The sequence below is a fragment of the Streptomyces filipinensis genome (assembly GCF_014649495.1).
GTDB lineage: Bacteria > Actinomycetota > Actinomycetes > Streptomycetales > Streptomycetaceae > Streptomyces > Streptomyces filipinensis.
This window is the reverse complement of record NZ_BMTD01000017.1, coordinates 134,698-160,330: the sequence shown is the minus strand read 5'-3', so window position 1 is coordinate 160,330 and position 25,633 is coordinate 134,698. Positions and strand designations below refer to the sequence as shown.

Here is a 25,633-nt window from a genome sequence, read left to right as displayed (position 1 = left end):
CCACCGACACCGCCGTAGCCCAGCTCACTTCGCGGCCCGGCTCACTTCTCGAACCGGTATCCCATCCCCGGCTCCGTGATGAAGTGCCGGGGGTGCGAGGGGTCGGTCTCCAGCTTGCGGCGCAGTTGGGCCATGTACACGCGCAGGTAGTTGGTCTCGGTCCCGTACGACGGTCCCCACACCTCCTGCAGCAGCTGCTTCTGGCTGACCAGGCGCCCGGTGTTGCGGACCAGCACCTCCAGCAGGTGCCACTCGGTCGGGGTGAGCCGGACGTCCTTTCCGGCGCGGTTGACCTTCTTGGCGGCCAGGTCGACGGTGAAGTCCTCGGTGTCCACCGTCGTCAGGTCGTCCTCGCCGGGCCCGACCGGCTCGGCCCGGCGCACGGCGGCCCGCAGCCTGGCCAGCAGCTCGTCCATGCCGAAGGGCTTGGTGACGTAGTCGTCGGCACCCGCGTCCAGCGCCTCGACCTTCTCGTCGGAGGAGTGCCGGGCGGACAGGACCAGGATCGGCACGCGGGTCCAGCCGCGCAGTCCCTTGATCACCTCGACGCCGTCCATGTCGGGCAGGCCCAGGTCCAGCACGACCACGTCGGGGTGCCGGGACGCGGCCAGTTCGAGGGCGGTACGGCCGTCGGGGGCCGCGTCGACCTCGTACTTGCGTGCCTTGAGGTTGATCACGAGGGCCCGCACGATCTGCGGCTCGTCGTCGACCACGAGCACCCGGGTCGTCATAGGGTCTGCCTTTCTGGTTCCGCGGTGTCCCAGCCCGCATCGCGGGCCTCGGGAGCCGATCCTGCCGCCCGCAGGCTCAGGACCATGGTGAGTCCCCCGCCCGGCGTGTCCTCGGCGTTGAGGGTGCCGCCCATGGCCTCCGCGAAGCCCCGGGCGACCGCGAGACCGAGCCCGACGCCGGCGCCGCGCGGGGCGTCACCGTAGCGCTGGAAGGGCTCGAAGATCCGGTCCTTGGCCTCGTCCGGCACGCCCGGGCCGCGGTCCACCACCCGCACCTCGACCCGGTCGGCGATGGCGCTCGCGGAGACCAGCACGGGCCGCCCGCGGGGGCTGTACTTGACGGCGTTCTCGACCAGGTTGGCCACGGACCGCTCCAGCAGCCCGGGGTCGACCTCGACCATCGGCAGGGTCTCGGGCACGTCCAGCTCGACGCTGTCCTCCGGTACGCCGCCCAGGGCCATCGGGACGACCTCGTCCACGTCGATCTCGCGGATCAGCGGGGTGACCGTACCGGTCTGCAGTCGGGACATGTCGAGCAGGTTGCCGACGAGGTGGTCGAGCCGGTCGGCGCCCTCCTCGATGCCCTGCAGCAGCTCCGCCTGGTCCTCCTCGGACCAGGCCACGTCGTCCGAACGCAGCGAGGAGACGGCGGCCTTGATGCCGGCCAGCGGGGTGCGCAGGTCGTGGCTGACGGCGGCCAGCAGGGCGGTGCGGATGCGGTTGCCCTCGGCGAGCGTGCGGGCCTGGTCGGCCTCCTCCTGCAGGCGCCGACGGTCCAGCGCGACGGCGGCCTGCGCGGCGAAGGCGGCGAGCACCCGGCGGTCCTCGGCGGGCAGCACGCGGCCGGTGAGCGCGAGCGCCATGTGGTCGCCGACGGGCATGTCGACGTCGGCGTCCTCGGGCCGCTCCAGCGAGCGCCCGAATCCGGCGCGTCCGGCGCACGTCCACGGTTCGACGTCGCTCGCCCGTTCCAGCAGCGCGGCCGACTCCATCGCGAAGGTCTCCCGGACCCGCTCCAGCAGCTCCTCCAGCCTCGTCTCACCGCGCAGCACGTTCCCGGCGAGGAAGGAGAGGATCTCCGACTCGGCGCGCAGCCGGGCGGCCTGGTGGGTGCGCCGGGCCGCGAGGTCGACCACCGAGGCGACCGACATGCCGACGCCGAAGAAGATCGCGATGGCGACCATGTTCTTGGGGTCGGCGATGGTCAGCCGGTGCAGGGGCGGGGTGTAGAAGTAGTTCAGCAGCAGCGAGCCGAAGGCCGCCGAGGCCAGGGCGGGCAGCAGGCCGCCGAGCAGCGCCGCCGCGACGGTGACCGCGAGGAACAGCAGCATGTCGTTGGCGAGGCCGAGGTCGACGGTGTTCAGCAGCACCGCGAGGACCGCGGGGCCCACCAGGCCCACCGCCCAGCCCCAGATGATCCGGGCCCGCCCGAGCCGTCCGCCACGGGCCACGGGCAGTCCGCGGCCCTTGGCGACCTCCTCGTGGGTGACGATGTGGACGTCGAGGTCGGGGCCGGAGTCCCGGGCGACCGTCGCGCCGACGCCGGGCCCGAAGACGTACTGCCAGGCCTTGCGGCGCGAGGAACCGAGCACGATCTGGGTGGCGTTGACACCGCGCGCGAAGGCCAGCAGGGCGGCCGGTATGTCGTCGCCGACCACGTGGTGGAAGGTGCCGCCCAGGTCCTCCACGAGGGTGCGCTGGACGGCGAGTTCCTTCGGGGAGGCCGAGGTCAGCCCGTCGCTGCGGGCTATGTAGACGGCGAGCACCTCACCGCCGGCGCCCTTCTCGGCGAGCCGCGCGGCCCGGCGGATCAGGGTCCGTCCCTCGGGGCCGCCGGTCAGGCCGACCACGATCCGCTCGCGCGAACCCCAGATCTTGGAGACCCGGTGTTCGCTGCGGTACGCGTTCAGGTACTCGTCGACCCGGTCGGCCACCCACAGCAGCGCCAGCTCACGCAGGGCGGTGAGGTTGCCGGGGCGGAAGTAGTTCGAGAGCGCCGCGTCGACCTTGTCGGGCTGGTAGATGTTGCCGTGGGCCATACGGCGGCGCAGGGCCTGCGGGGACATGTCGACGAGCTCGATCTGGTCGGCGCGCCGTACCACCTCGTCCGGGACGGTCTCGCGCTGGCGCACCCCGGTGATCGACTCCACGACGTCGCCGAGTGATTCCAGGTGCTGGATGTTGACGGTGGAGATGACGTCGATCCCCGCGGCGAGCAGTGCCTCGACGTCCTGCCAGCGCTTGGCGTTGCGGGATCCGGGGATGTTGGTGTGGGCGAGTTCGTCGACCAGGGCGACGGCGGGCGCCCGGCGCAGCACGGCGTCGACGTCCATCTCGCCGAAGGCGGTGTCCCGGTACTCCAGCCGCTTGCGCGGCACCTGCTCCAGGCCGTGCAGCATCACCTCGGTGCGCGGCCGCTCGTGGTGCTCGACGAAGGCCACGACGCAGTCGGTGCCCCGCTCCACTCGGCGGTGCGCCTCGGAGAGCATGGCGTACGTCTTGCCCACGCCCGGTGCCGCGCCGAGGTAGATCCGAAGCTTGCCGCGTGCCATGGCCCCATTGTCTTCCCGTAACTGCTGCCTACGCAGCGTCGACCTTACGGCCAACAATCACGGCAAACGGGACGCGGGGGCGGGCGCCGGACAACTTTGACGCAACCCTGATGAGCAGGCCGGGCACCGGGACGGCTCCGTGCTCGGCGATTGCGCCGTCGCGCAGTTCCAGCACCCGGTCGGCGAGGTATCGACGGGACGCCCGTATGGCGCCCTGAAGGGGCGCGGGGAACTGCGCGACGAGCCCCCGCGACCGGCACCCGACGACGGAGAACCGCCCGCACGGCACGACTCCGCAAAAACGGGCCGCACCTCTCAGAGGCACGGCCCGTACATCCCTGCTGAACCCAGCGGAGCGCCTAGCGGACTTCCGTGATCTCCGGCCCGCGCTGCAGCTGGCCCATGCCACCGGAGAAGCGCGAGGACTCCTCCTGCTGGACGCCCTCGGGCACCATCTGCGCGTCGTTGGGGAGCTTGAGGACGATCGGGTCGCGGGGCGCCATCGGCCCCTCCCCGCGCACCACGACCGCGTCGCGGAAGATCTGCTCCAGCAGGCCGGCGGCCTGCGGCTGCACGGCCCCCTGCCCGGAGATCACACCGCGCAGGAACCACCGCGGACCGTCCACACCGACGAACCGCACGACCTGGAAGCCACCCGTGCCGTCCGGCAGCTGCACCGGCACCTGAGCCCGCAGTTCCCAACCCAGCGGGCCCTCGACCTCGTCGACGATGCCACCCTGCTGGGTGATGCCGCCCGCGATCTCCTCGCGGACCTCGCCCCAGATGCCCTCGCGCTTGGGGGCGGCGAAGGCCTGGAGCTGGATGGCGCTGTCGCGCAGCACGACGGTCGCGGCGACGATCGCGTCACCGGCGACCTCGACCCGCAGCTCCATGCCCTCGACACCGGGGATGAACAGCCCGCCGAGGTCCACGCGGCCCTCGCCCGGGTCGCGCACCTCGCCGCTGTCCCACGGCCCGTCGGGCCGCGGTCCCGGCTCCAGCCGGACGCGCTCGCGCTCGGCCTCCGCTTCCTCGTCCGCCTCGGTGTCGACGCTGTCGACGACCTGCTCGGCCTCGCCGGCCGCATCCTCGGCGGCACCCTTCTTGTTGCGACGTCCGAACACGTCACTGTCCTTCCCGGTCGGATACGACCGAAGCGTATCGATTCCCACCCGTCGGACCGCCATCGGCGGCCTGACCGCTTGTGCCGCTCTCGTCGCCCACCGCGGCATGGCCACCGGTGGACCCGAAGCCCCCTTCGGCCCGCGCCGAGCCGGGAAGTTCCGCGACCTCCTGGAAGCGGACCCTCTCGACCTGCTGGACGACCAGTTGGGCAATCCGGTCGAAACGCTCGAACCGCACGCTGTCGCGCGGATCGAGATTCACCACGATCACCTTGATCTCCCCACGGTACCCGGCATCAACCGTCCCCGGGGCATTCACGAGGGCGACACCGCAGCGGGCGGCCAGGCCGGAGCGCGGATGCACGAAGGCCGCGTACCCCTCGGGCAGGGCGATCGACACCCCTGTGGGCAGCACCGCCCGCTCCCCCGGGGCCAGCTCGCACGACTCGGTGGTGCGCAGATCGGCTCCGGCGTCCCCGGGGTGCTCGTACGCCGGAAGCGGTACGTCGGGGTCGATGCGCCGGAGCAGCACGTCCAGGGGGCCACCGCTCACGGGTTCACCTCGAAGGCGCGGGCGCGCCGGAGCTGGTCCGGGTCGCTCATGGCGGCCTGGATCTCCTCCTCGCGGCCGTGGTCGATGAAGTGGTCGACCTTGACCTCGATGAAGAGGGCGTCGGCGCGGACGGCGACGGGCCCGTCGGGGCCGCCGAGGCGTCCGGTGGCGGTGGAGTAGATCTTCCGCCCGGCGACGGCGGTGACCTCGGCCTCCAGGTACAGCGTGGTGCCCACCGGGACGGGCCGTGCGAAGTCGGTCTCCAGCCGGCCGGTGACGGCGATGGTCCGCAGCAGCCAGTTCAGCGAGCCGAGGGTCTCGTCCAGGGCCGTGGCCAGCACTCCGCCATGGGCGAGGCCGGGGGCGCCCTGGTGGGCGGGCTGGACGGTGAACTCGGCGGTCAGCGAGACCCCCTCGCCCGCGCGGGCCTCCAGGTGCAGGCCGTGCGGCTGCCCGGGACCACAACCGAAACAGTGTTCGTAGTGGGCGCCGAGGAGTTCCCCGGGCGCGGGCGCGTCGGGGTGCCGTACCGGTTTGACCGCGTCGGCGGGAGGCTGAAGGCTTACGGAACTACCACTCACAGCCGCAGACCTTACCCGCCGTCCGTCACCCCCCACCGCCCCGCCTGACGGCGCTTAGCGCCGGCCGCCCTGATTCCGGGCCGGTACGGATCCCGTGCCAAGCTTGGCTCCATGCAGCCCTCCGCCACCCCGTACGAAGAACGCCTCACCACCCCCCGCTCGTGGTGGCTGATCAGTTTCCTCGTGGGCGTCTCGTTCGCCCTGATCCTGCTCCCCTTCGGCACCCTGCCGCTGCTCGGCGGCCTGGTCGGCGGTACGGCGGCGGCGGCGGTGGTCGCCAGCGCGTACGGCTCCCCGCGCATCCGCGTGGTGGGCGACTCGCTGATCGCGGGCGAGGCGAAGATCCCGGTGTCGGCGCTGGGTGAGTCGCAGGTGCTGGACGCGGAGGAGGCCCGGGCCTGGCGGACGTACAAGGCCGACACGCGTGCCTTCCTGCTGCTGCGCGCCTACGTCCCGACGGCTCTGCGCGTGGAGGTCACGGACCCGGAGGACCCGACGCCGTACCTGTACCTGTCGACGCGGGAGCCGGAGAAGCTGGCGGCGGCGATCGAGGCGGCCCGTACGGCGAACGCCTAGAGCTCTTCCGGGAGGTCGCCGAGTCTCAGCGGCTTCTCCGGCTCCTCCAGCGGGGGAAGCTCCGGCAGTTCCTCCCACGGGACCTGGACCGTGCGCAGGTCGGCCCGGATACGGGCGGCGAGCCTCCTGGTGTCCCTGCGGTTCATGACCGCGCCGACCGCGGCACCGATCATGAACGGCATGAGGTTGGGCAGGTCGCGGACCATCCGCTTCATGATCTGCTGGCGCAGTTCGCGCTTCATGCGGCCGCCGAGGGCCGTGTCGTAGGTCGACGGCTTCATCACGTCGATCCCGCGCTCCTCCGACCAGGAGGACAGATACGCGGTACTGCGGGTCTTGAGGTTCCCCGGCGGGCGTACGCCGTAGACCTCGTGCAGTTCGGCGATGAGCTTCAGCTCGATCGCGGCGACCCCGGTGATCTCCGCGGCCAGTTCGGTCGGCATGGCAGGCGGCACCGGCAGCATGGCCGCCGCTCCGATCCCGGCCCCGATCGCCGAGGTGCCGGCCGCCGCGCCCGCCACGAGCTTGTCGGCGAGTTCTTCGGGCCCGGCGCCCGGGAACTGCCGGCGCAGGGTCGCGAGGTCGCGTACGGGGACACGCGGGGCGATCTCGATGATCCGGTCCGCGAGGTAGGCGAGGCCCGCGCGAGCGCGGCTGCCGCCCTTGCGGGCCCCTTCCCGGGCCATGCCCCGGGCCTTGTCACGCATCGCCGCGGCCCGTCGCCTGGCGACGGGCGCGGGTTGCCGCACCGGCGCCGGGTGGTCCGCCCGGTCGGTCGCCGGTTCGAGCGGGGCCACCACTCCTGGTGAGCCCCGCTCGTCATCACGCGCGCCGTGCGGGCCGTGGGACGGCCCTTCGTCCGCTTTCCCCAGGGAGAAGCGGCGCTTCCGTGGAGGGGTCGAGCCGGTCACGGCCGACCCGTCCTCAGTCGCAGTCGCGGCAGATCGGCTGACCGTTCTTCTCACGGGCCAGCTGGCTGCGGTGATGCACCAGGAAGCAGCTCATGCAGGTGAACTCGTCCTGCTGCTTGGGCAGCACCCGGACGGCCAGCTCCTCGTTCGAGAGATCGGCGCCGGGCAGTTCGAGGCCCTCGGCGGCCTCGAACTCGTCGACGTCCACCGCGGAAGTGGACTTGTCGTTCCGCCGGGCCTTCAGCTCTTCAAGGCTGTCCGAGTCGACGTCGTCGTCGGTCTTGCGTGGAGTGTCGTAATCGGTTGCCATATCGCTCTCCCCCTCTGGGTGTCTGCGGTGTCTCCAGCGCACGTAACGCGTGAGAGGCCGGACTTGTGCCCGACCTGAGGCGGAGATTTTGCCTCACATCAAGGTCTGTTACTCAATCGACACCCAACCCGACCCCTCAAGAGTGATCGGCTTGGCTGGCGGTGAGGACCGTACACGGTTCGAATGTCACACCTCAAAGGCGCCTCACCGTGTACTTCCCGTGATCAAGAGCCCTGAAAACCCGGACTTTCCCGGCTTTCTGCCATCTGTCATGATCACGGAACGTACATGGCTGGAAATCCGCCCATGTGATTGATCGCACAATGTGAACCCCGTCGGGCGCCCTGAAAATTCCGCGCAAAGCGAACATCGTCCGCGTGTGTCGGTTCTGGTCACAGCGGCAGGGTGACCCGCATCACCAGACCACCGCCCTCACGCGGCTGCGCCACGATGTGGCCGCCGTGCGCCCGGGCCACGGACCGCACGATGGACAGACCGAGGCCGACGCCCTTGTCGCTGCCCGTGCGCTCCGTACGGAGCCGCCTGAAGGGTTCGAAGAGGTTGTCGATCTCGTACGCCGGCACCACCGGCCCGGTGTTCGTGACGGTCAGCACCGCCTGTGCGTGCTCCACCTCGGTGGTCACCTCCACCCAGCCGCCCTCGGCCATGTTGTACCGCACGGCGTTCTGCACGAGGTTCAGCGCGATCCGCTCCAGCAGCACGCCGTTGCCCTGCACCACGGCGGGCTTGCGCTCGCCGCGGATCTTCACGCCCTTGGCGTCGGCCTCGGCGTGCACCTGGTCCAGGGCCTGGGAGGCGACCTCGGCCAGGTCGACGGGCTTGCGCTCGACGATCTGGTTGTCGCTGCGGGCGAGCAGCAACAGGCCCTCGACCAGCTGTTCGCTGCGCTCGTTGGTCGCCAGCAGCGTCTTGCCGAGCTGCTGCAGCTCCACCGGGGCGTTCGGGTCCGACAGATGGACCTCCAGCAGCGTTCTGTTGATCGCGAGCGGGGTGCGCAGCTCGTGGGAGGCGTTGCCGACGAAGCGCTGTTGGGCGGTGAAGGCCCGCTGCAGCCGCTCCAGCATGTCGTCGAAGGTGTCCGCCAGCTCCTTCAGCTCGTCGTCCGGGCCGTCCAGCTCGATCCGGCGGGACAGATCGGATCCGGCCACCTGCCGGGCGGTACGGGTGATCCGGCCGAGCGGGGACAGCACGCGGCCGGCCATCGCGTAGCCGAACGCGAAGGCGATCACGGCGAGGCCCAGCAGGGCCAGCAGGGAGCGGCTGAGCAGGTTGTCCAGGGCACCCTGGCGCTGCCGGTCCACGCAGTGGGCGATCGCGTCGTTGAAGTCCGGCAGCGGCACCGAGCTGGAGTTGATCGCGGTGATCGCCGGGCAGTTGTCGCTGGAGACCTTGATGTCCGTACCGCTCACGATCTTGAACAGCGGCTGGTTGCCCGTGCTGATCGCCTGCGCGGCCAGCAGGTAGATGATCGACAGCAGCAGGATGCCGGCGATCAGGAACATGCCGCCGTACAGCAGCGTGAGCCGTATGCGGATGGTCGGGCGCAGCCACGGGAACGGGGGCTGCGGCCTCCTGGGGTCCCAGGTGGGCTTCGGTGGCGCCTGGGGCGGTGCGGGTGTCGCGGCCATGGCGGATCAGATCCGGTAGCCGGAGCCGGGGACGGTGACGATCACCGGGGGCTCGCCGAGCTTGCGACGCAGGGTCATCACGGTGACGCGGACGACGTTGGTGAACGGGTCGGTGTTCTCGTCCCAGGCCTTCTCCAGCAGCTGCTCGGCGGAGACGACCGCGCCCTCGCTGCGCATGAGCACCTCCAGCACCGCGAACTCCTTGGGCGCGAGCTGGATCTCCTTGCCGTCGCGGAACACCTCGCGGCGGTTGGGGTCGAGCTTGATGCCGGCGCGCTCGAGGACCGGCGGCAGCGGCACGCTCGTACGGCGGCCGAGGGCGCGCACGCGCGCGATCAGCTCGCTGAACGCGAACGGCTTGGGCAGATAGTCGTCGGCGCCGATCTCCAGGCCCTCGACCCGGTCGCTGACGTCGCCCGAGGCGGTGAGCATGAGCACGCGCGTGGGCATGCCCAGCTCCACGATCTTGCGGCAGACGTCGTCGCCGTGCACGAGCGGGAGGTCGCGGTCGAGGACGACCACGTCGTAGTCGTTGACGCCGATGCGCTCCAGGGCGGCCGCACCGTCGTACACGACGTCGACGGCCATGGCCTCCCGGCGCAGTCCGGTGGCCACCGCATCGGCGAGCAGCTGCTCGTCCTCGACGACGAGTACGCGCACGTCGCAAGTCCTTCCTCTGTCCGCCCGCACAGCGCACCGTGGGCACGTGCGAGCAGGGGTGTTCGTGGGGTGTGACCTCCATCCTGCCCTTTTCGGCCGTAAGTCGGCTGTAAGGCGGGTTGCGGAGCGCACGGACCGGCGCGCGGGGGCGGGAATACGAGATTTTCTCCTCCGGTTGAGGTTTCCGGGCAGGGGAGCGGGGGGAGGACGGCTTTACACCCCGCGATCACGCTCTGCATGTGCCGCAGCACCATGCGGTACACCGCGACCCGCTTGCCGCAGAGTGGGCGCGGGTGTCCGGCACCGTCGCCGCCCGGCAGGGCAGTGCTGGGCACCCGTGGGAGACGTGATCGCCTCTTTCCCAACCGGCACACCCCCGTGCCACCGACCCACGACCCAGGACGAGGGGGCGCAGCATGGACGCTTTCACCGCAGGACTTCTGCAGCGCATAAGGGCGACCGAGTCCGACCTGTCGCGGGCTCGTGACGAGGGTGACGACTTCCTCGTCGAAGTGGAGCAGGCAGAGCTCGACGACCTGCGACGCCTCGCCGCCGAACACGGTGTGGAGGTCGGCGCGTCACGCGTCTGATCGGCCCGAAAGCGCAAGAAGGGACCCCGGCGAATCCAGCGCCGGGGTCCCTTTGCGTCGTGCGGTGCACCGGGCGCGCCCCCGGCCGCCGGCCGGCGAGGTCTTCCCGCCGCGGCGCCGGGCGCCGGCGGCGGTCCCGGGGGCGCCCCCACGCCCTCGGGCGGTGGTGGGGCGCCGGGCCGTGCTCACCCCCCGGCGCGGCCTCCGCTCAGTCGTGCCAGGCGCCGAACTCCTCCAGCAGCCCCTGCAGCGGCTCGAAGACTCCCGGCGATCCGGCGACCGTCAGATCGCGCGACGGCCGCTCTCCGGGCCGCCCTCCGACCAGCGCCCCCGCCTCCCGGGCGATCAGGTCACCCGCCGCGAAGTCCCAGGCGTTGAGCCCCCGCTCGTAGTACCCGTCGAGCCGGCCGCAGGCCACGTCGCACAGGTCGACCGCCGCCGAGCCGCTGCGCCGGACGTCCCGCAGCAGCGGGATCAGCCGGCCGGCCACCTCGGCCTGGTGGGTGCGGACCTCGGCGACGTAGTTGAAGCCGGTGGAGACCAGCGCCTGGTCCAGCGGGGGCGCGGGGCGGCAGGCGAGCGCCCGCTCGCCCTCCCACGCGCCCGTGGCCCACGCACCGCCGCCGCGCACGGCGTGGTACGTCTCGCCGCGCATCGGAGCCGCGACGACCCCGGCGACCGTCTCGCCGTCCCGCTCCGCCGCGATGGACACCGCCCAGGTCGGCAGGCCGTACAGGTAGTTCACCGTGCCGTCGAGCGGGTCGATCACCCAGCGGATGCCGCTGGTGCCCTCGCTGGAGGCGCCCTCCTCGCCGAGGAAGCCGTCGTCGGGACGCCGGCCGGAGATCAGATCGGTGATCAGCTTCTCCGCCGCGATGTCCATCTCGGTGACGACGTCGATCGGGCTGGACTTGGTCCTCGCCACGGCCAGGTCGGCCGGGCGGCCGTCCCGCAGCAGCTCTCCGGCCCGGCGGGCGGCCTCCTGGGCCAGCTGAAGCAGTTCGCGGTGCAGGGCGTCGGTCACGGGGCTCCTCACGCGTAGGGGCTGTCGGCGCCGGCGGCGGCCGGACGCGGGACGCGGGCCGGGCAGCAGCCGACGGGGCAGACGTCGTGGCTCGGGCCCAGGGCGCCCAGGGCGCAGGGGGTGACCTGGAGGCCGCGCTCCACGGCGGCGCGTTCGGTGATCAGCTCGCGGACGGCCGCGGCGAACCGGGGGTCGGCGCCGACCGTGGCCGAGCGGCGCACGGGCAGGCCCAGTTCCCGGGCCTTGGCCGTGGCCTCGGTGTCGAGGTCGTAGAGGACCTCCATGTGGTCGGAGACGAAGCCGATGGGGGCCATGACGACGGCCGGGGCGCCCGCCGCGTGCCGCTCCTCAAGGTGGTCGCAGATGTCCGGCTCCAGCCACGGGATGTGCGGGGCGCCGGAACGGGACTGGTAGACCAGCCGCCAGGGGTGGTCGATCCCGGTGCGCTCGCGGACGGCGTCGGCGATCAGCTGGGCCACGTCCAGGTGCTGTTCGACGTACGCCCCGCCCTCGCCGTGGGCCTCGACGGGGCCGGAGCTGTCGGCGGCGGAGGTGGGGATGGAGTGCGTGGTGAAGGCGATGTGGGCGCCGGCGCGGACGTCCTCGGGGAGGTCGGCGAGGGCGCGCAGCACGCCGTCGACCATGGGCTCGACGAAGCCGGGGTGGTTGAAGTAGTGCCGCAGCTTGTCGATCTCCGGGAGCTCCACTCCCTCGGCCCGCAGCGTGGCCAGCGCGTCGGCGAGGTTCTCGCGGTACTGGCGGCAGCCCGAGTAGGAGGCGTAGGCGCTGGTGGCGAGGACCAGGATGCGGCGGCGTCCGTCGGCGGCCATCTCCCGCAGGGTGTCCGTGAGGTACGGCGCCCAGTTGCGGTTGCCCCAGTAGACCGGCAGGTCCAGGCCGTGGTCGGCGAAGTCCTTGCGCAGGGCTTCCAGCAGGGCGCGGTTCTGGTCGTTGATGGGGCTGACCCCGCCGAACTGGAAGTAGTGCCGCCCGACTTCCTTCAGGCGTTCCTTCGGGATGCCCCGCCCGCGCGTGACGTTCTCCAGGAACGGGACCACGTCGTCCGGGCCTTCGGGACCGCCGAAGGAGAGCAGGAGCAGGGCGTCGTACGGGGTGGCATCGAGCGCGTCTGGCATGTCTCGATCCTGCCACCCGGTGCTGACAGCCGGGAAACAGCGGGATGACGAGTCGGGTTCCAGGGGGTTTATACCGGTTTTTTCCGCAGTCAACAGGGGTGCAATTAGGGTCACCTAACTCGTAAGCTGTACCAGCCGCATTCGCGACTTACCGAGCCGCTTCGGAGACGACGTGCCCAGCCCCTACAGAGCCTTGTTCGCCGCGCCCGGCACCAAGGCGTTCTCCGCCGCGGGATTCCTCGGCCGGATGCCGCTCTCGATGATGGGCATCGGCGTGGTCACGATGATCTCCCAGCTGACCGGGCGGTACGGCCTCGCGGGCGCGCTGTCGGCCACCATCGCGCTGTCCGCCGCGGTGATCGGGCCGCAGATCTCCCGGCTGGTCGACCAGCACGGCCAGCGCCGGGTGCTGCGTCCCGCGACCCTGGTGACGCTCGCGGCGGCGGCCGGGCTGCTGCTCGCCGCGCACTTCCGGTGGGCGGACTGGGTGCTGTTCGTGTGCGCGGCGGGGATCGGCTCGGTGCCGAGTCTCGGCGCGATGATCCGGGCCCGCTGGGCGGCCCTGTACCGGGGCACGCCGCAGCTGCACACCGCCTACTCGTTCGAGTCGGTCGTCGACGAGGTCTGCTTCATCTTCGGCCCGATCATCTCCATCGGGCTGTCCACGGCCTGGTTCCCGGAGGCCGGGCCGCTGCTGGCCGCCTGCTTCCTGGCCGCAGGGGTCTTCTGGCTGACCGCCCAGCGCGCCACCGAGCCGGAGCCGCACCCGCGCGAGAGGCAAGGCGGCGGTACGGCCCTGCGCTCGGCCGGGCTGCAGGTGCTGGTGGCGACCTTCGCGGCCACGGGAGCGATCTTCGGCTCCGTGGACGTGGTCACCGTCGCCTTCGCCGACGAGCGCGGCCACAAGGGCGCCGCGAGCCTGGTCCTCGCGCTGTACGCGGCCGGTTCCTGTGCGGCCGGCGTGGTCTTCGGGCTGCTGCGGTTCGCCGGGGCGCCGGAACGTCGCTGGTTGCTGGGCGTGACGGGGATGGCCGTGAGTATGATCCCCCTCCTACTGGTCGGAAACCTGCCGCTTCTGGCCGTGGCGCTGTTCGTTGCGGGGCTGTCCATCGCACCGACGATGATCACGACGATGTCCCTCATCGAAGAGCACGTACCTCGCGCGCAGCTCACCGAGGGCATGACCTGGGTGAGCACCGGCCTCGCGGTCGGGGTCGCGCTCGGCTCCTCCGTGGCCGGCTGGGTGATCGACGCAGCCGGGGCGCGGGCCGGGTACGGGGTTCCGGCCGTGTCCGGGGCCGTCGCGGTCGCGGTCGGTTTCCTGGGGTACCGCCGGCTGCGCAGGCCGGCCGCGGGTCGGGGAGGCACCGTTGAGCAGCACAGCGAGCGGGAAGAACGGCACCTGGCGTAACTGGGGCGGCAACGTCTGCGCCCGGCCCGCCCGGCAGGTCGCGCCGGCCTCGGTGGAGGAGCTGGCCGCGGCGGTGCGCCGGGCGGCCGAGGACGGCCTGAAGGTGAAGGCGGTCGGGACCGGCCATTCCTTCACCTCGATCGCGGCCACCGACGGAGTGTTGATCCGCCCTCAACTGTTGACCGGGATCCGCACCATCGACCGGTCGTCCATGACGGTCACGGTGGAGGCCGGCACCCCGCTCAAGAGACTCAACGCGGCCCTGGCGCGCGAGGGCCTGTCGCTGGCCAACATGGGCGACATCATGGAGCAGACCGTCTCCGGGGCCACCAGCACCGGCACGCACGGCACGGGCCGTGAGTCCGGTTCCATCTCCGCGCAGATCAAGGGGCTCGAACTCGTCACGGCGGACGGGTCGGTGCTCACCTGCTCCGAGAAGGAGAACCCGGAGGTCTTCGCAGCCGCCCGGACGGGCCTCGGCGCCCTCGGCATCATCACCGCGATCACCTTCGCCGTGGAGCCGCTGTTCCTGCTCACCGCGCGTGAGGAACCGATGCCGTTCGATCGGGTCCTCGCAGAGTTCGATCAACTGTGGGCGGAGAACGAGCACTTCGAGTTCTACTGGTTCCCGCACACCGACAACACCAACACCAAGCGGAACAACCGCAGCGCCGGTCCCGAACAGCCCGTGGGGCAGCTGGCCGGCTGGTTCGAGGACGAGTTCCTCTCCAACGGGGTGTTCCAGGTGGCCCAGTGGGTCGGCCGCGCCGCCCCCGCCACCGTCCCGGCCATCGCGCAGATCTCCAGCAAGGCCCTGTCCGCGCGGACGTACACGGACATCCCCTACAAGGTCTTCACCTCGCCGCGCCGGGTGCGGTTCGTGGAGATGGAGTACGCCGTCCCGCGCGCGGCCCTGGTGGAGACGCTGCGCGAGCTGAAGGCCATGGTCGAGCGTTCGGGGCTGCGCGTCAGCTTCCCCGTCGAGGTGCGCACCGCCCCGGCCGACGACATCACCCTGTCCACCGCGTCCGGCCGGGACAGCGCCTACGTGGCCGTCCACATGTTCCGGGGGACGCCGTACCAGGCGTACTTCACCGCCGCCGAGCGGATCTTCACCGCGCACGAGGGCCGGCCGCACTGGGGCAAGGTGCACACGCGGGACGCCGAGTACTTCGCGCGTGTCTACCCGCGCTTCGGTGAGTTCACCGCGCTGAGGGACCGCCTTGACCCGGAACGGCTGTTCCAGAACGACTACTTGCGGAGGGTTCTGGGGTCGTAGGCGTCGTGGTGGACCCGCTGGGCGTGGGGGTCGGGGACGGGCTCGGACCGTCACTCGGCTCGCCGCCCGGGGAGCCGCCGGGCGTCGGGGTCTCGCCGGGGGCCGTACCGCCGCCGGCATCGGGCGCGTGCTGCCGGGACGGCGCACCGGAGGGGGCCGGCGCCTCGTCGGTCGCGGAGGGGGAATCGGAGGTGGCGGGGGAGTCGGTCGTGGCGGAGGACGAGCCCCGGCCGGTGACGGCGTCGCTCACCGTCGTCCCCCCGCCACCACTGAAACTGGTGCCCGAGACCAGTTCGTACGTCGTGATGCCGGCCATGGTCACACCGAACACGACGGCGGCCGCGACCACCGGCCGCCGCCGGCCCCGCACCCGCGCGCGGTAGACGGTGCCGTCGGTGAACCCGCCCGGAGCCGGTGACGCCTGCTCCCTGGGGCGGGCCACGGCCGTCGCCCCACGCAGCTGCTCCCCGGTCCGCTTGAAGAAGTGCTGGAACACCGTGCCCCCGCAGGTGGCGACGACGCTGACGACTCCCGCGCCCAGGATCGTGCCGTACACCCCGGCGTACGACGCCAGTTTGGCCGCCACCACCGCCGCCAGGGCACTGCCCGCGACCTGGGGGACGCTCAGGTCGATCCGTTTGCGACCCGCATCGGGCGTTTCACGCATACCCGGAACTTGCCTGCCCTTCTCGTGCTTGACGGCGTGCTTGATGACATTGACCGACCGACTGCACGAGTGAGGGACGTACAGACGAAACCAATAGTTCCGTTTCTGGTGATTGCGTGAAGTTCGCCACGTTCATGATCGGCAAAACCGGTTGCCAAGGGCCAAGTCGCAAGCCTTGCGAGAAGTTGGGCGGCGCGCCCATCCACGCACATGGTCCAAATGGAGTACTGTTGCGAGCCCTGGGTCCGGTCTCCCACCAGGGTGTCCGCGGCCTTGCAGGACCGCCGGGAGGGGGGCTAGTTGCACAGGGTGACGAGCTTGGTCACTTAGCGTTGCGAACAGGTAACCGTGCCATAACGGCGCCCCAGGGTCCGTGCCCGACACGCCGGGCAACTCGGCAAGGTTGTGGCAGGCTGCACCCGGGCAGGCCACACTCGACTAGCGGAAGCAGCGACGCACGTGACGTCGGCAGGCACCACCCGGGAGGTCCCCATGCCCGAACTGCGTGTCGTGGCCGTCTCGAATGACGGCACACGGCTGGTGCTCAAAGCTGCCGACTCCACGGAGTACACGCTTCCGATCGACGAACGGCTCCGCGCCGCCGTGCGCGGCGACCGGCCGCGTCTCGGCCAGATCGAGATCGAGGTCGAGAGCCATCTGCGCCCGCGTGACATCCAGGCGCGTATACGCGCCGGGGCCACCGCGGAAGAGGTCGCCCAGCTCGCCGGCATCCCCGTCGACCGCGTACGGCGGTTCGAGGGACCCGTGCTGGCCGAGCGCGCCTTCATGGCGGAGCGTGCCCGCAAGACCCCGGTCCGCCGGCCCGGCGAGAACTCCGGACCGCTGCTCGGCGAGGCCGTGCAGGAGCGGCTGCTGCTGCGCGGCGCCGAGAAGGACAGCGTGCAGTGGGACTCCTGGCGCCGCGACGACGGCACCTGGGAGGTTCTCCTGGTCTACCTGGTCGCCGGCGAACCGCACTCGGCGAGCTGGACGTACGACCCGCCCCGGCGGCTCGTACAGGCCGTGGACGACGAGGCCCGCTCGCTCATCGGCGAGTCCGACGACCTCGCCGTGCCCGAGCCGAGCTTCCCGTTCGTCCCGCGCATCGCCCGGCTGCCGCGCGAGCGTTCGATGGACCGCGCGCTCGACCGGAGCGAGCGGGAGCGGCCCGCCCTGCCCGCGCAGCTGTCCGAGCCCGCCGAGGAGAACACGGGCGAACGCGACTCGCTGACCAGCCTGCTGGAGGCCGTACCGAGCTTCCGGGGCGACCTGGTGGTCCCGGAGCGCCCGGCGGAGACGCCGGAGGAGCCCACCGACGAACCCGACGCGGAGGAGCCGCCGGCCCCCGCCGCGTCGGCCGGCTCGGCCTACGCGGACGTCCTCATGCCGCGCTCCGTCGGCAGCCATCGCGACCGCCTCACCGGCGCGACCGACCGGCAGGCCGAGGCCGACGGCGTCCGCCCCGGCCGCCGTGCCGCCGTGCCGAGCTGGGACGAGATCGTGTTCGGCACGCGCCGCAAGAAGCAGGAGTAGGCAGGCCGTTCCGGAAGGGCGGTGGCACGCGCGCGTGCCACCGCCCTTCCGGCTGCCGCTACTGCGGATCCGCGCCCACGGCCACCGGCCGGGACGGGTCCGAGGACCACTCGGACCACGAACCGACGTACAGGGCCGCCGGAATGCCGGCCACCGCGAGGGCAAGCACCTCGTGGGCGCCGGAGACGCCCGAACCGCAGTACACGCCCACCTCGGCGTCCGCGGAGACGCCCAGGGCCTTGAAGCGGTCCCTCAGCTCCGCCGCGGGCAGGAAACGGCCGTCAGGACCCACGTTCTCCGTCGTCGGCGCCGACACCGCGCCCGGGATGTGCCCGCCGACCCGGTCGACCGGCTCCACCTCCCCGCGGTACCGCTCCCCCGCGCGCGCGTCCAGCAGCACGCCCGCGCGGGCCAGGGCCGCGGCCCCGTCCGCGTCCAGCAGCCCCGCGGCGGCCGGAGCCGGCCGGAAGTCGCCCTCGGCCGGCTCCGGCGCCCGCGTGGACAACTCGCCCTGCCAGGCCGCCAAACCGCCGTCGAGGACCCGCACGTCCGGGTGACCCGTCCAGCGCAGCAGCCACCAGGCGCGCGCCGCCGCCCAGCCCTGCCCGCCGTCGTAGACGACGACCGGGCGGGTGGCCGACACACCCGCACGGCGCATCGCGGCACCGAACTCCGTGAGGTCCGGCAGCGGATGCCGGCCCTGTTCCCCGGGCGCTGCGGCCAGTTCGCGGTCCAGGTCGACGAAGACCGCGCCGGGGATGTGACCGGCCGCGTACTCGGCCCGCCCGTCGAAGGCCGGCGCGCCCGCCGCCTTGGCCAGGCTCAGCTGCCAGCGCACGTCCAGCAGCAGCGGCGGGCGGTCCCCGGCCAGCTCGTGTGCGAGATCGGTTGCGGTGATGATGGCTGTCATGGCGTCCATCCTTACGCCAGGGGTGGCCGCGGCGTCCAGGTCCGGCTACTCTGCTCGGCCGGACACGCTCGATCACGAGGCGTACGGGATCGAGCACGTGCTGTACAGCCGACGGACACCCGCCGGCCATCGTCCGGAAGCGGCGGAAGAGGGCAGATCGGGCATCCTCCCGGAGGTATCGCCGGGCGGCTGCGCGGTGACGCAGGCGGCGCCGTGGAGGATGCGGGCACCGGCACGGGCGTACCCGCCGCCGGCGTGGACACCCCTTCCGGGGAGCGGAAGCGACACGGCCACCGCGAGGGGCCGGGGAGAGAGTGATCGATGACCGAGGCACGGGAGCCGGCCGGCCCGCACGCGCGGCGCGCGCCCGGCACACCCTGCTGGGTGAGCCTGATGGCGCACGGGCTGACCGCCACCGAGGAGTTCTACGGTGAGCTGTTCGGCTGGGAGTTCGAGCCGGGTCCGCAGCAGCTGGGCCCGTATGTGCGGGCGCTGCTGGACGGGCACGAGGTGGCGGGCATGGGCCAGCTGCCCCCGGACCGCCGGCTGCCGATCGCCTGGACGCCGTACCTCGCCTCGGACGACGTGGACCAGACGGCCGACACGGTACGGGAGTGCGGCGGCACGGTGGGGGTGGGCCCGCTGGACGCCGCCGAGGCCGGACGGATGGCCATCGCGGCGGATCCTTCCGGGGCGGTGTTCGGCATCTGGCAGGGGTCCGCGCACCTGGGCACCACGCTCACCGGCGTGCCCGGGACGCCCGCGTGGAACGAGCTGGTGACCTTCGAGACCGAGAGCGTCGCCAAGTTCTACGCGACGGTGTTCGGATACGAGCAGGAGGCGGTGGTGTCGGCCGACTTCGACTACGTCACCCTGCACCTCGCCGGCCGTCCGGTGGCCGGCCTGCACGGCGTGGGCCACGCCCTGCCCCGCGATCGCGGACCGCACTGGCAGACGTACTTCGAGGTCGCCGACACCGACGCGACGACGCGGCAGGTCGCGGACCTCGGCGGCCGGGTCATCAGACCGCCGCACGACAGCCCGCACGGCCGGGTGGCCACGGTGGCGGACCCGGAGGGCGCGGAGTTCTCGGTGGTCCAGAACCCGCACTGAGCCGAACGGCACGCACGGGGCCCGAGCGCACGGCAGTGCCCCCGCAGCCTGACCCGGCCGCGTCAGGGAGAACGCAGGGGCGCACCGGACGGCACCTGGGCCGACTCGGGACGTACGGGGGCAGCACCTGGACCGGCTCAGGACGTACGGGGCGGCGCCTGGGCCGGCTCGGGACGTGGGGGTGCCGGGCTGGCTCCGGACGTCCCGGTACTGGGCGGCTCAGGACGTGCCGCTGCCCAGCCTGGCTTCGGGCGTGAGCGGATGGTGTTTGGGGCCGGCTCGGGACGTACGGGTGCTGCGTCGGCTCAGGAAGTGGCGGCAGTGGGCCGGGAAGGGATCAGGGTGCCGCTGGTGCCCGGCCTGGCCACCGGCGTGCGGGGACCATGCCGAGCCAGGCTCGGGGCGTTGCCGACGGCCGCCTGGCCACGGGCGGGCCGGGCGGGGACGGCCCGGAGGGGCTCCGGAGGGGTCAGACCGGGGAGACCGGGAGGACGTCCGGGGACAGGGCCGCCGCGCGGGCCGAGGCGGCGGTCATCCGGCGCCGGTGGTGGCGGCGGCACAGCACCTCGTAGCCGACCTCGTCCGCCGCCTGGTTGACGTCGCCGACGACCACCTGGGCGCCCTCGACCACCATCTCGCCGCCTCTCGTGCGGGCGTTGTGCGTGGCCCGGGCGCCGCACCAGCACAGCGCCTCCACCTGGAGCACCTCGATGCGGTCCGCCAGCTCCACCAGCCGCTGCGAGCCGGGGAAGAGCTTGGAGCGGAAGTCGGTGGTGATCCCGAAGGCGTACACATCGAGGCCGAGATCGTCCACCACGCGCGCGAGCTGGTCGATCTGCCCGGGCGCGAGGAACTGCGCCTCGTCCGCGATCACGTAGTCGGCGCGGCGGCCCTGCGAGAGGTGGTCCACGAGATAGGCGTACAGATCCTGGTCGTCGGCGACCTCCACCGCGTCGGTGACCAGGCCGAGCCGGGAGGACAGCTTGCCCTCGCCCGCGCGGTCGTTCCGGGTGAAGATCATGCCGACGAGGCCGCGCGCGGAGCGGTTGTGCTCGATCTGCAGAGCCAGCGTCGACTTCCCGCAGTCCATCGTTCCGGAGAAGAACACCAGCTCGGGCATGAGGAGTTGCACACCTTTCGGCGAGTAGTCACAAGGGGAAGCGTCAGGAGCGTACTTCGAGCAGCGGCACCAGCTGCTCGGCGGGCGTCATCGAACCGTGGTTGCCGACCAGCGCCGACTCCTTCGGCTCCCGTTCGGACGCGATGATCAGGACGTCGTCGTGCGCGGCCGCGATCACGTCCCCGAGCCGCGGGTAGACCCGCTCGTCGATGTGCGGACCGAACCAGCCCGCCGCGATCGCCTCGTCCCGCGAGGCCACCCAGAACTGCTCGCCGAGCACCTCGCGCCAGACGGTCAGTACGTCGTTCTGCGCGCCCGGCACCGCGTACACGTGCCGCGCCCGGCCCTCGCCGCCCAGCAGGGCCACCCCGGCGCGCAGCTCCCAGTCCGTGTCGAAGTCGAGGCGGTGCTCGTCGTCGAACGGGACGTCGACCATGCCGTGGTCGGCGGTGACGTAGAGCGCGGCGCGCGGCGGCAGCTGCTCGGCGAGGCGCTGGGCGAGCCGGTCGACGTACATCAGCTGGCCGCGCCAGGTGTCGGAGGCGACGCCGTAGCGGTGACCGGCGCCGTCCAGCTCGGAGTAGTACGTGTAGACCAACGAACGGTCCCCGGCGGCCAGTTGCTCGGCCGCGAGGTCCATGCGCTCCTCGCCGCTCAGCCGGCCGTGGAACCTGCCGCCGCTGAGCGCGACCTTGGTGAGCGGGGTGTGCTCGAAGGCGGGCGAGGTCACCTGCGCGGCGTGCACACCGGCCTCGTGGGCCAGCTGGAAGACGGTCGGGTACGGCTGCCACGGACGCGGGTCGGTGTACGGCTGCCAGCGGAGCTGGTTCATCAGCTCACCGGTGGCCGGGTTGCGGACCGTGTAGCCGGGCAGGCCGTGGGCACCGGGCGGCAGGCCCGTGCCGACGGAGGCGAGGGAGGTGGCGGTGGTCGCCGGGTAGCCGGCGGTGAGCGGGCGGCCGGTGCCGCCGCGCGACGTGCCGAGCAGCGAGGTCAGGAAGGGCGCCTCGGCGGAGTGCGCCCGCAGCTGCTCCCAGCCGAGACCGTCGATCAGCAGGACGCAGACCCGGTCGGCGGCGGTCAGCTCCTCGATCGTCGCGGTCAGGCCGGGGACGCCCATTCCGGCGGCGAGGGTGGGCAGCAGATCGGCGAGGGAGCCGGTGCCGTACTCGGGCAGCGGCGCGGTGTCCAGGGCGAGGGGTTCCGGGTGGTCCCATGCGGAGAGCTGGGACATCAGCGCGCGGTGTCCGCGGTCGCCTCCGAGATGGCCTGCGCGAAGGCGAGCGCCTGGCGCACCGTCTCCGGGCCGTCCCCGGCCTCGCTGACGCGCAGGCTGAGGTCGTCCGCCGTGGAACTGCCCGTGTAGCCGTGGTCGGCGTCGCAGTTGGGGTCGCCGCAGGCGGCGGGCTCCAGGTCGATGCGGCTGACCGCTCCCCAGCCGATGGTCAGTACGACCTCGCGGGGCAGCGTGCCCGGCGTGTACTGCTCCGGGTTCGCGACCACCCGGCTGACCACGACGGAGGAGATCCGGCCGATCTTCACGGACTCGGTGGAGGTGGTGGCGTAGGGCGTCGGGGAGGTGCTGTCGGCGGCCTGCTCGTCGGTGTGACTGACGATGAAGCGGTTACCGGTGAGGACCAGCACCGTGACATGCCGGCGGACCTCGTTCTGGTCGAACGTCGTCTCCTGATGGACCAGGTACGACTGGATGGGCTCGCCGCCCACAGCGGCCTCCACCGCCTCGGCCACGAGGGCCGGGTAGTAGCCGCTGCGCTCGATCGCCGCGCGCAGCCCCTGGGTCGTCGTACTGGTCTTGGCCATGGCGTCCATCTTAATCCGTGGGCAAGGGCGGTCCGGGCCAGTCGCACACAGCCGGGGAGGCCTGCGCACGCGCGTGTGCGGGCCTCGGGACGAGCCCGGGGCGGATGTCCAGCCGCTCGGCGGCGACGAGGCAGGAGACGGGTTCCGGGCCGCCGGCGTCCGCCTCGAAGGCGACGACGAGCCGCGGTGTCTCACCGAGGGTCCGCGCCAGGCAAGCGGTCTCGTCGGCCGTTGGCGCGCGGAAGACGGGATCCTGGAAGGCGGGCGGGCAGGAGACCCGGGCGGGGGTGACGAAGTCGACCTCCAGGCCGTGGTGGTAGGCGAGGTCGTACCCGGCGGCCAGCCGCAGCCGCCCGGCGTCCCAGCCGAGCACCTCCCAGTCCCACCGGCTGCCCTCGGGCAGCCGCCGGCCGGCGATCTCCATGTGTTCGCCCCTCTCCTGCTCTCCTGCTCTTCTGCTCAGTAGGCGGGCATCGTGCGCGGGCCGAGGTCGTCGCGGGCGGGCGGGGGCGCGAGCCGTACCGTGGCGCCGAGGGCGCTCACGCCGTGCGGCGCGACGACGACGGGCTCCAGGGTGACGGCGACCACCTCCGGGTGGTCGTCGACCAGCCGGGACACCCGCAGCAGCAGTTCCTCCAGCGCCGGGGTGTCGACGGGCGTGGAGCCGCGCCAGCCGAACAGCAGCGGCGCCGTACGGATCGACCGCACCAGCGAGGTCGCCTCGCGGTCGGTGACCGGGACCAGCCGGTGTGCCATGTCCCCGAGCAGCTGTGAGGCGGCCCCGGCGAGCCCGAAGGACAGCACGGCCCCGGCCGCCGGGTCGATCACGGCCCGTACGACGGTGTCCACGCCGCGCGGTGCCATGCCCTGCACGACCGGCCGCAGCTCCTCCGGCTTGCCGAACAGCTCGGTCAACTCGGCGTACGCCCGGCGCAGTTGCTCCTCGTCCGCGAGGTCCAGGCGCACGCCGCCCAGGTCGGCGCGGTGCCTGAGGTGCGGGGCGGTGGCCTTGAGGGCCACCGGGTAGCCGAGGGTGCGGGCGGCTTCGGCGGCGGCGTCGGGGGTGGGGGCGGGCAGTGCGCGCCGCACGTGGATGCCGTATCTGCCGAGGAGTTCGCAGGTCGCCGCGTCCGAGAGCGTGAGCCCCTCCCCGCGGGCGAGCAGCTCACCGATCAGCCGCGCGGCACCCTTCTCGTCGATGTCGTCGTACTCGGGCACCTTCCCCGGGTCCATGGCCTCCCGCCGCCACTGCCCGTACCTGACGGCCTCGGCGAGGGCCCGCACGGCGCGTTCGGCGGCGGGGTAGGCGGGGATGAGGTGGGTGCCTTCGGGAGGGGCGGCAGGTAGGGAGCGCGGCCCTTCCGCTCCCGCGGCGGGCGGGCGCTCCGCTCCGGCGGCGGGCGGGCGCTCCGCAGGGTGGTGGGGATCCCGCCGGTGGGCGCCGCCCTCAGCACCGGGTGTCCTGCCGACGGCCTGAGGTGCGGTACTGGCCGCGGCCGACAGCGCCTCCGCGAGCCCCCCGAGCTCCACGTGCACCACCAGCACCGGCTTCCCCGGCACGGCAGCCGCGGCCGACCGCAACGCCTCCGCCAGCTCCGCGTCCCCCGGCGACGCCTCCCCGATGGCGGGGATCGCCGTCACGACAACGGCGTCGTTGCTGTCGTCGGCCAGCGCCCGCGTCAACGCCCGGTGGAAGTCCTCCGCCGTCGCCCCCGTCGTCAGATCCACCGGACGCGACGGCCGCAGCCCCTCGGCGAGACAGCGGTCGTACGTCAGCACCCCCAGTGACTCGGAGTTCCCCAGGATCGCCACCCTCGGTCCCACGGGCAGCGGCTGCCGGGCGAGCAGCAGCCCGGCGTCGACCAGCTCGGTGATGGTGTCGACCCGGAGCACCCCGGCCTGCCGCAGCAGCGCGGAGACCGTGGCGTGCGGCAGCCGGGTGGCCCGTACCGCGTGCCCCTGCGGCGCGGAGCCGACGCCCTGCACCACGACCAGCGGCTTCGCCGCCGCGGTGCGCCGCGCGAGGCGTGTGAACTTGCGCGGGTTGCCGATGGACTCCAGGTACATGAGGGCGACGTCGGTCTCGGGGTCGTCGTACCAGTACTGGAGGACGTCGTTGCCGGAGACGTCCGCGCGGTTGCCGGCGGACACGAAGGTGGACACGCCCGTGACCCCGGTGACGCCTCCCCCGCGCCGGTGCAGCCGGGACAGCAGGGCGATGCCGATGGCGCCGGACTGGGCGAACATGCCGATGCGGCCGGTCCGGGGCATCTCCGGGGCCAGGGAGGCGTTCAGCCGGACGTCCGCCGCGGTGTTGATGATCCCGAAGGCGTTCGGGCCGATGATCCGCATGCCGTACGCGCGCGCCTGCCGCACGAGCGCCCGTTGCCGCTCACGCCCCTCGGGCCCGCTCTCGGCGTACCCGGCGGAGAGCACGACGAGCCCCTGCACCCCGTGTTCTCCGCACTCGGCGACCACCGCGGGCACGTGCTCGGCCGGTACGGCGACGACGGCGAGGTCCACCGGGCCGTCGATGTCCCGCACGGAGCGGTGCGCCGGCACCCCGTCGACCTCCTTGAGGTCCTCCGGGAAGGCCTTGTTCACCGCGTGCAGCCGGCCGCCGTAGCCGGCGTCGCGGATGTTGCCGAGGACGCTGCGGCCGACTCCGCCGGGGGCGCGGCCGACGCCGACGACGGCCACGGAGCCGGGCGCCAGCAGCCGCCGTACCGAGCGGGCCTCGGCGCGCTGCTCCCGCGCCCGCTGGACGGCGACGGAACGGTCGGTGGGTTCGAGGCCGAACTCCAGGCGGACGACGCCGTCCTCGAAGCTGCGCTTCTGGGTGTAGCCGGCGTCCGTGAACACCTTGATCATCTTGGTGTTGGCGGGGAGCACCTCGGCGGCGAATCGGCGGATGTCGCGCTCACGGGCGACGGCCGCGATGTGCTCCAGCAGAGCGGAGGCGACCCCGCGGCCCTGGTGGGCGTCCTGTACGAGGAAGGCCACCTCGGCCTCGTCGGCGGGCGCGGACGCGGGCATACCGTCGGCGCCGATGCGGTCATAGCGTACGGTGGCGATGAACTCGCCGCCGACAGTGGCCGCGAGTCCCACCCGGTCCACAAAGTCGTGGTGCGTGAAGCGGTGGACGTCCTTGGCGGAGAGTCGGGGGTACGGCGCGAAGAAGCGGTAGTACTTCGACTCGTCCGAGACCTGCTCGTAGAAGCTGACCAGGCGGTCGGCGTCATCAACGGTGATGGGCCGGATGCGCGCGGTACCCCCGTCGCGCAGCACCACGTCCGCCTCCCAGTGGGCGGGGTACTGGTGCCGGTCCTGCCGGTCCGCCGAGGTCTGCATGGGCCCCAGAGTACGGCTCGCGTACGACAAC

Annotated in this window: 24 protein-coding genes; 6 read left to right on the top strand and 18 right to left on the bottom strand. The window is 72.5% G+C overall.

The features are described 5' to 3' along the window. Window positions 1-41: 41 nt before the first annotated feature. The 5 genes from IE244_RS31435 to IE244_RS31415 form a co-directional block, all read right to left on the bottom strand. Complete coding sequence (locus IE244_RS31435; protein ID WP_191876980.1) at window positions 42-731, bottom strand: response regulator; 690 nt, start codon at window positions 729-731, stop codon at window positions 42-44. Then, entirely contained in the window at window positions 728-3,283 is a 2,556-nt protein-coding gene (locus IE244_RS31430; protein ID WP_191876979.1) for an ATP-binding protein, read from the bottom strand. The genes IE244_RS31435 and IE244_RS31430 overlap by 4 nt, the downstream gene beginning before the upstream one ends. 359 nt (window positions 3,284-3,642) lie before the next feature. Further along, on the bottom strand, window positions 3,643-4,407 hold the full coding sequence (locus IE244_RS31425) for a DUF3710 domain-containing protein (RefSeq protein WP_191876978.1): 765 nt from the start codon (window positions 4,405-4,407) through the stop codon (window positions 3,643-3,645). Between the two features lies 1 nt (window position 4,408). Then, the gene (dut, locus tag IE244_RS31420; protein WP_191876977.1) at window positions 4,409-4,960 is read right to left on the bottom strand and encodes a dUTP diphosphatase; all 552 of its coding nucleotides are present in this window, start codon (window positions 4,958-4,960) and stop codon (window positions 4,409-4,411) included. Continuing rightward, window positions 4,957-5,541 carry a PaaI family thioesterase gene (locus IE244_RS31415; RefSeq protein WP_191876976.1) on the bottom strand — a complete coding sequence of 195 codons (585 nt, stop codon included), beginning with the start codon at window positions 5,539-5,541 and terminating at the stop codon, window positions 4,957-4,959. Before IE244_RS31415 ends, dut begins: the two co-directional genes overlap by 4 nt. A 111-nt stretch (window positions 5,542-5,652) precedes the next feature. Here IE244_RS31415 and IE244_RS31410 point away from each other — a divergent pair, with 111 nt between their 5' ends. Further along, on the top strand, window positions 5,653-6,117 hold the full coding sequence (locus IE244_RS31410) for a DUF3093 domain-containing protein (RefSeq protein ID WP_191876975.1): 465 nt from the start codon (window positions 5,653-5,655) through the stop codon (window positions 6,115-6,117). On the opposite strand, the gene IE244_RS31405 is transcribed toward IE244_RS31410, so the two are convergent. From IE244_RS31405 to IE244_RS31390, 4 genes are all read right to left on the bottom strand, one after another. Beyond that, window positions 6,114-7,028: a hypothetical protein gene (locus tag IE244_RS31405; protein WP_191876973.1), complete on the bottom strand. Its 915-nt coding sequence runs from the start codon at window positions 7,026-7,028 to the stop codon at window positions 6,114-6,116. The two genes, IE244_RS31410 and IE244_RS31405, sit on opposite strands and share 4 nt — an antisense overlap. A 13-nt stretch (window positions 7,029-7,041) precedes the next feature. Beyond that, window positions 7,042-7,338, bottom strand: a complete 297-nt coding sequence (locus IE244_RS31400) for a DUF4193 domain-containing protein (protein ID WP_005481602.1) — start codon at window positions 7,336-7,338, stop codon at window positions 7,042-7,044. A gap of 392 nt (window positions 7,339-7,730) precedes the next feature. Then, complete coding sequence (locus IE244_RS31395; protein WP_191876971.1) at window positions 7,731-8,987, bottom strand: sensor histidine kinase; 1,257 nt, start codon at window positions 8,985-8,987, stop codon at window positions 7,731-7,733. A 6-nt stretch (window positions 8,988-8,993) separates the two neighbouring features. Then, window positions 8,994-9,647, bottom strand: a complete 654-nt coding sequence (locus IE244_RS31390; RefSeq protein ID WP_031165802.1) for a response regulator transcription factor — start codon at window positions 9,645-9,647, stop codon at window positions 8,994-8,996. 416 nt (window positions 9,648-10,063) lie between these two features. Between IE244_RS31390 and IE244_RS31385 the strand changes: the two genes are divergently transcribed. After that, window positions 10,064-10,237, top strand: coding sequence for a hypothetical protein (locus IE244_RS31385; protein ID WP_023546087.1), 174 nt, complete (start codon window positions 10,064-10,066; stop codon window positions 10,235-10,237). A 208-nt stretch (window positions 10,238-10,445) separates the two neighbouring features. On the opposite strand, the gene IE244_RS31380 is transcribed toward IE244_RS31385, so the two are convergent. Both IE244_RS31380 and IE244_RS31375 read right to left on the bottom strand, forming a co-directional pair. Further along, complete coding sequence (locus IE244_RS31380; RefSeq protein WP_191876969.1) at window positions 10,446-11,261, bottom strand: inositol monophosphatase family protein; 816 nt, start codon at window positions 11,259-11,261, stop codon at window positions 10,446-10,448. An 8-nt stretch (window positions 11,262-11,269) separates the two neighbouring features. Then, complete coding sequence (locus tag IE244_RS31375) at window positions 11,270-12,397, bottom strand: ferrochelatase (protein WP_191876968.1); 1,128 nt, start codon at window positions 12,395-12,397, stop codon at window positions 11,270-11,272. A gap of 172 nt (window positions 12,398-12,569) precedes the next feature. On the opposite strand from IE244_RS31375, the gene IE244_RS31370 reads away from it, so the two are divergent. Then, a complete protein-coding gene (locus IE244_RS31370; protein WP_191876966.1) occupies window positions 12,570-13,808 on the top strand; it encodes an MFS transporter in 1,239 nt (412 codons plus the stop codon). Next, window positions 13,768-15,087 (top strand): D-arabinono-1,4-lactone oxidase, encoded by a 1,320-nt coding sequence (locus IE244_RS31365; RefSeq protein WP_191876964.1) that lies wholly within the window; start codon window positions 13,768-13,770, stop codon window positions 15,085-15,087. Before IE244_RS31370 ends, IE244_RS31365 begins: the two co-directional genes overlap by 41 nt. Here IE244_RS31365 and IE244_RS31360 read toward each other — a convergent pair. Beyond that, window positions 15,011-15,754 (bottom strand): hypothetical protein, encoded by a 744-nt coding sequence (locus IE244_RS31360; RefSeq protein WP_191876962.1) that lies wholly within the window; start codon window positions 15,752-15,754, stop codon window positions 15,011-15,013. The genes IE244_RS31365 and IE244_RS31360 overlap by 77 nt on opposite strands. A gap of 492 nt (window positions 15,755-16,246) precedes the next feature. Here IE244_RS31360 and sepH point away from each other — a divergent pair, with 492 nt between their 5' ends. Continuing rightward, a complete protein-coding gene (gene sepH, locus IE244_RS31355) occupies window positions 16,247-17,287 on the top strand; it encodes a septation protein SepH (protein WP_191876961.1) in 1,041 nt (346 codons plus the stop codon). A 58-nt stretch (window positions 17,288-17,345) separates the two neighbouring features. Here sepH and IE244_RS31350 read toward each other — a convergent pair whose 3' ends face one another. Beyond that, complete coding sequence (locus tag IE244_RS31350) at window positions 17,346-18,197, bottom strand: sulfurtransferase (protein ID WP_191876959.1); 852 nt, start codon at window positions 18,195-18,197, stop codon at window positions 17,346-17,348. A gap of 321 nt (window positions 18,198-18,518) precedes the next feature. Between IE244_RS31350 and IE244_RS31345 the strand changes: the two genes are divergently transcribed. Further along, a complete protein-coding gene (locus IE244_RS31345) occupies window positions 18,519-19,310 on the top strand; it encodes a VOC family protein (RefSeq protein WP_031165785.1) in 792 nt (263 codons plus the stop codon). A gap of 469 nt (window positions 19,311-19,779) precedes the next feature. Here the strand turns inward: IE244_RS31345 and IE244_RS31340 are convergent, their stop codons facing one another. The 5 genes from IE244_RS31340 to IE244_RS31320 are packed head-to-tail and all read right to left on the bottom strand — an operon-like array spanning window position 19,780 to window position 25,602. Next, a complete protein-coding gene (locus tag IE244_RS31340; protein WP_191876958.1) occupies window positions 19,780-20,430 on the bottom strand; it encodes a thymidine kinase in 651 nt (216 codons plus the stop codon). Window positions 20,431-20,473: 43 nt separating this feature from the next. Then, window positions 20,474-21,664, bottom strand: a complete 1,191-nt coding sequence (locus IE244_RS31335) for an alkaline phosphatase family protein (RefSeq protein WP_191876956.1) — start codon at window positions 21,662-21,664, stop codon at window positions 20,474-20,476. Beyond that, a complete protein-coding gene (locus IE244_RS31330; RefSeq protein ID WP_229854447.1) occupies window positions 21,664-22,251 on the bottom strand; it encodes a DUF5998 family protein in 588 nt (195 codons plus the stop codon). Before IE244_RS31330 ends, IE244_RS31335 begins: the two co-directional genes overlap by 1 nt. 10 nt (window positions 22,252-22,261) lie before the next feature. Next, window positions 22,262-22,675, bottom strand: a complete 414-nt coding sequence (locus IE244_RS31325; protein ID WP_191876952.1) for a hypothetical protein — start codon at window positions 22,673-22,675, stop codon at window positions 22,262-22,264. A 35-nt stretch (window positions 22,676-22,710) separates the two neighbouring features. Next, window positions 22,711-25,602, bottom strand: a complete 2,892-nt coding sequence (locus IE244_RS31320; RefSeq protein ID WP_191876950.1) for a bifunctional acetate--CoA ligase family protein/GNAT family N-acetyltransferase — start codon at window positions 25,600-25,602, stop codon at window positions 22,711-22,713. Window positions 25,603-25,633: the final 31 nt, after the last annotated feature.

What these genes read in the sequence shown, in the direction of transcription:
- IE244_RS31325 (WP_191876952.1), bottom strand. Translation starts at nt 22,675, where the DNA reads ATGGAGATCGCCGGCCGGCGGCTGCCCGAGGGCAGCCGGTGGGACTGG.
- sepH (WP_191876961.1), top strand. Translation starts at nt 16,247, where the DNA reads ATGCCCGAACTGCGTGTCGTGGCCGTCTCGAATGACGGCACACGGCTG.
- IE244_RS31435 (WP_191876980.1), bottom strand. Translation starts at nt 731, where the DNA reads ATGACGACCCGGGTGCTCGTGGTCGACGACGAGCCGCAGATCGTGCGG.
- IE244_RS31400 (WP_005481602.1), bottom strand. Translation starts at nt 7,338, where the DNA reads ATGGCAACCGATTACGACACTCCACGCAAGACCGACGACGACGTCGAC.
- IE244_RS31335 (WP_191876956.1), bottom strand. Translation starts at nt 21,664, where the DNA reads ATGTCCCAGCTCTCCGCATGGGACCACCCGGAACCCCTCGCCCTGGAC.
- IE244_RS31385 (WP_023546087.1), top strand. Translation starts at nt 10,064, where the DNA reads ATGGACGCTTTCACCGCAGGACTTCTGCAGCGCATAAGGGCGACCGAG.
- IE244_RS31320 (WP_191876950.1), bottom strand. Translation starts at nt 25,602, where the DNA reads ATGCAGACCTCGGCGGACCGGCAGGACCGGCACCAGTACCCCGCCCAC.
- IE244_RS31350 (WP_191876959.1), bottom strand. Translation starts at nt 18,197, where the DNA reads ATGACAGCCATCATCACCGCAACCGATCTCGCACACGAGCTGGCCGGG.
- IE244_RS31395 (WP_191876971.1), bottom strand. Translation starts at nt 8,987, where the DNA reads ATGGCCGCGACACCCGCACCGCCCCAGGCGCCACCGAAGCCCACCTGG.
- IE244_RS31360 (WP_191876962.1), bottom strand. Translation starts at nt 15,754, where the DNA reads ATGCGTGAAACGCCCGATGCGGGTCGCAAACGGATCGACCTGAGCGTC.
- IE244_RS31340 (WP_191876958.1), bottom strand. Translation starts at nt 20,430, where the DNA reads ATGCCCGAGCTGGTGTTCTTCTCCGGAACGATGGACTGCGGGAAGTCG.
- IE244_RS31330 (WP_229854447.1), bottom strand. Translation starts at nt 22,251, where the DNA reads ATGGCCAAGACCAGTACGACGACCCAGGGGCTGCGCGCGGCGATCGAG.
- IE244_RS31430 (WP_191876979.1), bottom strand. Translation starts at nt 3,283, where the DNA reads ATGGCACGCGGCAAGCTTCGGATCTACCTCGGCGCGGCACCGGGCGTG.
- IE244_RS31375 (WP_191876968.1), bottom strand. Translation starts at nt 12,397, where the DNA reads ATGCCAGACGCGCTCGATGCCACCCCGTACGACGCCCTGCTCCTGCTC.
- IE244_RS31345 (WP_031165785.1), top strand. Translation starts at nt 18,519, where the DNA reads ATGACCGAGGCACGGGAGCCGGCCGGCCCGCACGCGCGGCGCGCGCCC.
- IE244_RS31410 (WP_191876975.1), top strand. Translation starts at nt 5,653, where the DNA reads ATGCAGCCCTCCGCCACCCCGTACGAAGAACGCCTCACCACCCCCCGC.